Raw genomic sequence first — 5,361 nt, forward strand, 5'->3', positions numbered from 1 at the left:
TCGCGTCCAGCCGCGTCGTGGCGGTCATAGCCCAGGTGATCGGTGACCTCGCCCTCGAGCGCGGACTCCACCAGACGCTTGGTCAGCTGCGCGAGCAGCCCACCCTCGCCGCTCAGCTCCAGTCCGCCAGCGCGGGCTCGACCGGCCAGACGAGCGATCAGCTGCTCGTCCACCGCGTCCAGCCCACCCGCACCGGTGGGCTCGTCGATCCCGGCATCGTCCAGGTCCACGACCTGCTCCTCGGGCGTCACATCAGCCATCGGATGCTTCCTCCTTGATCGGAGTTACACCGTTGTTTTTTACAGTCCCCGCCAATGTCGGCCCGGTCGATCCTCCGACGCTACATCCCGCGTTCGGTGCCTGACCGCAGCGGATCGGTCGACGGGCGAGTCCCAGGCGAGTGCTGGAGGGCCGTGGTAGGGAGTCGGGCCAGCGGCGCGACGCTTCTCCTTATCCGGTCGGTCCGAGCAACGCGGCGATTTCGCCGTCGATGCTGGCTGCAAACTCCGTCGTCCTCCAGGGCGCGGGCGCACGGCCCGTCGTTGGGTCTGGACGAGGTGTTAGGCACCTCGACCGCTGCGGCCACGGTCTCGGCGCTGGCTGCGAGGTCGGCGATGCGTTGGTGGTGGTTGTTGTCGGCGTCGTAGAGCGGGAACGGGATCTGGAAGACGTATTTGTCGAAGTCGCGGGGGTTGTGTTCACCGCGGCCCTGCAGCGGCCGGACGAGTTTCGAGCAGGGCAGGGCTGTTGAGGATGGCGGTGAGATATCGGGCCTCGTCAATGCTGGAGGTCGCGGCCCAGTACAGCTTGTGGTCGATCACGGCGCTTGGGTCCGACACTCGGGCGGCGGCCAGGTACATGCCGCCCTTGGTGTAGACCACGCGGTGCTCCCCTGCCGGGAATTGTGCGCGCAGCTTGCGCCTGTAATCGAGCTGATCGAGCAGCGAGAGCTTGTCGGTGCTGCGGTATGTGTTCCAGGTGTTCTCCGCAGCGCGCCACCAGTCGGCGAAGCCGGGGTAGAGGTCGATCGTGTCGTCGCTGCCTTGCAGTAGCTGCCTGCCGTCCCAGGGGATGACGCCGAGGAAGGGCTCCTGCTCGCGGAAGGGAAGGATCGTGTCGCCGAGGTGGATCGGGCGCACGAACTGCTTCTCCACTGCTCCGGACAGGGCGGGGAGGTCCTTCCACGGCTTCTTCTCGTTGCTGCTGCGGCGCGAGCCGACCATCCGCCGGCCGGCACCGGCCCCGAACGGGCCGGTGCTCTTCGGTTCCACCAGCACCAGGAATCGTGGCACCAGGATCGCTCCCTGGGTGAACCGTGCAGCGTAGGGCGAGCGTTCGCCGCTTGCGGCTGTGGTCGCGGCGGCTCGGGTCAGCGCGGGGCGTGCGATGGGCAGCGGGGCGTTGCGCCGGGAGATGCGTCCAGCCCAGTTCTCTGTGCCGGGGGCGGTGCTGCCGTGTTCGGTGGTGCGGTGTCCGCGGATGACCGAGGCGGGGACGGGGAAGAAGGCGGGCTTGACCGCGTGTAGGTCCCAGGCGGTGTCGAGGGCGGCGTTGACGTTCGCTGCGCCCCCACCGGTCCCGCCGGGGCTCCAGCGGCCGCTGCGGAATCCCGCGTACTGGTTGCGGGTCAGCACCGCGAGGGGCATGACGAAGGCGAACCGGCCTGCGTTGCGCAGGTAGAGCTCGGTGGCGCGGGCGACGAACAGCGCCGACAGGTCCTGGTTGGTGGCGACCGCTGCCCCGGCCCAGAAGCCGCGTGCGGTGCTCATCTCGCGGAACTCGGACTTCATCTGTGGGGGCATGTAGCGGTAGGCCAGCCAGGGCGGGTTACCGACCATGACGTCGACGCGGTTTTGCGCTGTCGGCCAGTGAAAGCGGGCGGGCGAGGTTGCGGATGTAGTAGCCCCAGATGTGGTCGCGCCCGGTGTCGTGGAGCTCGCACATCTTGGCGAAGGTCGCGGTGAGCATGGGCTGGTCGTCGTCGTGCACGGCGAACAGCCGGAACGTCGCCTTCAACGACGGGACGGGGCTCCCAGGAGCGCGGGCGGCGGCCCGATCAGCGAGCTCGGCGACGAGGCGGTCGAAACGACCGGCGTCGTGCAGGAGCCGATGGGGGAACAGCAGGTCGTCGTCGAACAGCTGCCCGCCGTCGGTGGGCACCGATAGAGCGTCGGTGTTCATCAGGGTGTTCTGCTGCCCCCACTGCATCGAGTCGCCCAGGTAGACCGGCACGGAGAACGCCGGCCGGTCCGTCGTGGGCGAGGCGCCGGGCCCGATCGCGAGCAGGTAGGTGATCCGGGCCAGGGTGACGCGACCGGTGCACGTCCATGCCGAGCACCTTGCTCGTCACCCCGGTCAGCATCTCCCGATGCCCATTCCTGCGGCTTCGGCCCGCGGCGATGTAGCGGCGTACGGCATGGGAACAGAGGTGGGGCTGGGGGGGGCGTCGGTGGGCGGGGGGGACGGCCGGGAGGGGCCGGGTGGGGGGAGTGACGAGGGCAAGGGTGCTCGGCATGGACGTTGCCACCCGGTCGCGGTCACCCTGGCCCGGATCAACCTACCTGCTCGCGATCGGGCCCGAGCGCCTCGCCCACGACGACCGGCCGGCGTTCTCCGTGCCGGTCTACCTGGGCGACTCGATGCAGTGGGGGCAGCAGAACACCCTGATGAACACCGACGCTCTATCGGTGCCCACCGACGGCGGGCAGCTGTTCGACGACGACCTGCTGTTCCCCCATCGGCTCCTGCACGACGCCGGTCGTTTCGACCGCCTCGTCGCCGAGCTCGCTGATCGGGCCGCCGCCCGCGCTCCTGGGAGCCCCGTCCCGTCGTTGAAGGCGACGTTCCGGCTGTTCGCCGTGCACGACGACGACCAGCCCATGCTCACCGCGACCTTCGCCAAGATGTGCGAGCTCCACGACACCGGGCGCGACCACATCTGGGGCTACTACATCCGCAACCTCGCCCGCCCGCTTTCACTGGCCGACAGCGCAAACCGCGTCGACGTCATGGTCGGTAACCCGCCCTGGCTGGCCTACCGCTACATGCCCCCACAGATGAAGTCCGAGTTCCGCGAGATGAGCACCGCACGCGGCTTCTGGGCCGGGGCAGCGGTCGCCACCAACCAGGACCTGTCGGCGCTGTTCGTCGCCCGCGCCACCGAGCTCTACCTGCGCAACGCAGGCCGGTTCGCCTTCGTCATGCCCCTCGCGGTGCTGACCCGCAACCAGTACGCGGGATTCCGCAGCGGCCGCTGGAGCCCCGGCGGGACCGGTGGGGGCGCAGCGAACGTCAACGCCGCCCTCGACACCGCCTGGGACCTACACGCGGTCAAGCCCGCCTTCTTCCCCGTCCCCGCCTCGGTCATCCGCGGACACCGCACCACCGAACACGGCAGCACCGCCCCCGGCACAGAGAACTGGGCTGGACGCATCTCCCGGCGCAACGCCCCGCTGCCCATCGCACGCCCCGCGCTGACCCGAGCCGCCGCGACCACAGCCGCAAGCGGCGAACGCTCGCCCTACGCTGCACGGTTCACCCAGGGAGCGATCCTGGTGCCACGATTCCTGGTGCTGGTGGAACCGAAGAGCACCGGCCCGTTCGGGGCCGGTGCCGGCCGGCGGATGGTCGGCTCGCGCCGCAGCAGCAACGAGAAGAAGCCGTGGAAGGACCTCCCCGCCCTGTCCGGAGCAGTGGAGAAGCAGTTCGTGCGCCCGATCCACCTCGGCGACACGATCCTTCCCTTCCGCGAGCAGGAGCCCTTCCTCGGCGTCATCCCCTGGGACGGCAGGCAGCTACTGCAAGGCAGCGACGACACGATCGACCTCTACCCCGGCTTCGCCGACTGGTGGCGCCGCTGCGGAGAACACCTGGAACACATACCGCAGCACCGACAAGCTCTCGCTGCTCGATCAGCTCGATTACAGGCGCAAGCTGCGCGCACAATTCCCGGCAGGGGAGCACCGCGTGGTCTACACCAAGGGCGGCATGTACCTGGCCGCCGCCCGAGTGTCGGACCCAAGCGCCCGTGATCGACCACAAGCTGTACTGGGCCGCGACCTCCAGCATTGACGAGGCCCGATATCTCACCGCCATCCTCAACAGCCCTGCCCTGCTCGAACTCGTCCGGCCGCTGCAGGGCCGCGGTGAACACAACCCCCGCGACTTCGACAAATACGTCTTCCAGATCCCGTTCCCGCTCTACGACGCCGACAACAACCACCACCAACGCATCGCCGACCTCGCAGCCAGCGCCGAGACCGTGGCCGCAGCGGTCGAGGTGCCTAACACCTCGTTCCAGACCCAACGACGGGCCGTGCGCCGCGCCCTGGAGGACGACGGAGTTGCAGCCAGCATCGACGGCGAAATCGCCGCGTTGCTCGGACCGACCGGATAAGGAGAAGCGTCGCGCCGCTGGCCCGACTCCCTACCACGGCCCCTCCAGCACTCGCCTGGGACTCGCCCGTCGACCGATCCGCTGCGGTCAGGCACCGAACGCGGGATGTAGCGTCGGAGGATCGACCGGGCCGACATTGGCGGGGACTGTAAAAACAACGGTGTAACTCCGATCAAGGAGGAAGCATCCGATGGCTGATGTGACGCCCGAGGAGCAGGTCGTGGACCTGGACGATGCCGGGATCGACGAGCCCACCGGTGCGGGTGGGCTGGACGCGGTGGACGAGCAGCTGATCGCTCGTCTGGCCGGTCGAGCCCGCGCTGGCGGACTGGAGCTGAGCGGCGAGGGTGGGCTGCTCGCGCAGCTGACCAAGCGTCTGGTGGAGTCCGCGCTCGAGGGCGAGGTCACCGATCACCTGGGCTATGACCGCCACGACGCGGCTGGACGCGACGGCGGGAACTCCCGCAACGGGCACCGGTCGAAGACGGTGTTGACCGAGGTCGGTCCGGTGGAGATCGAGGTCCCGCGTGACCGGGAGGGTTCGTTCGAGCCGAAGATCGTGGCCAAGCGCCAGCGGCGCCTCTCGGGTGTCGACGAGCTGGTGATCTCGTTGAGCGCTAAGGGACTGACTACCGGCGAGGTGCAGGCTCACCTGGCCGAGGTCTATGGCGCCGATGTCTCGCGGCAGACGATCTCCACGATCACCGACAAGTGGTCGAGGGCATGGCCGAGTGGCAGAACCGGCCCCTCGACCCGGTCTATCCGGTGGTCTTCATCGACGCGATCAACGTCAAGATCCGGGACGGGAAGGTCGCCAACCGCCCGATCTACGTCGCGCTCGCGGTCACCGCCGACGGGCACCGCGACATCCTCGGGCTCTGGGCCGGCGAGGCCAGCGCGGGCGGCGAGGGCGCGAAGTACTGGCTGCACGTGCTCACCGAGATCAAGAACCGCGGCGTCGCCGA

4 protein-coding genes and 2 pseudogenes are annotated in these 5,361 nt (G+C 69.0%); 3 read left to right on the top strand and 3 right to left on the bottom strand.

Features of this window, described 5'->3' with window-relative positions; all coding sequences use genetic code 11:
* The 3 genes and pseudogenes from DMP15_RS30085 to DMP15_RS30095 all read right to left on the bottom strand — a co-directional run.
* Positions 1 to 260: pseudogene (locus DMP15_RS30085) on the bottom strand (IS256 family transposase); the annotation flags it as partial.
* 438 nt (positions 261 to 698) lie between these two features.
* On the bottom strand, positions 699 to 1,838 hold the full coding sequence (locus DMP15_RS30090) for a hypothetical protein (protein ID WP_337827010.1): 1,140 nt from the start codon (positions 1,836 to 1,838) through the stop codon (positions 699 to 701).
* A complete protein-coding gene (locus DMP15_RS30095) occupies positions 1,828 to 2,232 on the bottom strand; it encodes a hypothetical protein (RefSeq protein WP_337827011.1) in 405 nt (134 codons plus the stop codon). Before DMP15_RS30095 ends, DMP15_RS30090 begins: the two co-directional genes overlap by 11 nt.
* A 281-nt stretch (positions 2,233 to 2,513) precedes the next feature.
* On the opposite strand from DMP15_RS30095, the gene DMP15_RS30100 reads away from it, so the two are divergent.
* The 3 genes and pseudogenes from DMP15_RS30100 to DMP15_RS30110 form a co-directional block, all read left to right on the top strand.
* Positions 2,514 to 4,031, top strand: a complete 1,518-nt coding sequence (locus DMP15_RS30100; protein WP_337827012.1) for a hypothetical protein — start codon at positions 2,514 to 2,516, stop codon at positions 4,029 to 4,031.
* Entirely contained in the window at positions 4,028 to 4,396 is a 369-nt protein-coding gene (locus DMP15_RS30105; protein ID WP_337827013.1) for a hypothetical protein, read from the top strand. The genes DMP15_RS30100 and DMP15_RS30105 overlap by 4 nt, the downstream gene beginning before the upstream one ends.
* Positions 4,397 to 4,586: 190 nt before the next feature.
* Positions 4,587 to 5,361 (top strand): annotated as a pseudogene (locus DMP15_RS30110) (IS256 family transposase); the annotation flags it as partial.

Origin of the sequence: Pseudonocardia sp. UM4_GMWB1, from assembly GCF_017312155.1 — a bacterium.
In the GTDB taxonomy this organism is placed as follows: domain Bacteria; phylum Actinomycetota; class Actinomycetes; order Mycobacteriales; family Pseudonocardiaceae; genus Pseudonocardia; species Pseudonocardia alni.